We start from the raw sequence: 259 nt of genomic DNA, 5'->3' as shown, positions 1-259 counted from the left end.
CGGAGCGGCCGAGGTGGTGGCACCCGCCATCAGCGGCAGGGCCGCCACCTCTTTTTCCACCGATGCGGCATCCGACATATGGCGGCTGATATAATGGTCGCGCAGCGGCTTCAGGCCGACCCGGCCCTTGCGGATTTCGGTGTCGATAAACCCGGCCGCCTTGTCGCGCAGGCTGGTCTCGGTCAGCGTGTTGAGCCTGGTCGTCACCGACGCCAGTTCGGACTGAAGCGCGGTGATGGTGTCGGCCCCGCCAGCCACG

1 protein-coding gene is annotated in these 259 nt (G+C 67.2%); it reads right to left on the bottom strand.

Annotated elements, in window-relative coordinates:
- Positions 1-259: hypothetical protein (locus tag Q5762_RS38890; protein ID WP_315897035.1), on the bottom strand; the 259-nt coding region annotated here is incomplete at both ends.

The organism is Streptomyces sp. P9(2023) (genome assembly GCF_032436795.1).
GTDB lineage: Bacteria > Actinomycetota > Actinomycetes > Streptomycetales > Streptomycetaceae > Streptomyces.
The sequence above is the reverse complement of the archived record's forward strand: the minus strand, read 5'-3'. Positions and strand labels throughout refer to the sequence as shown.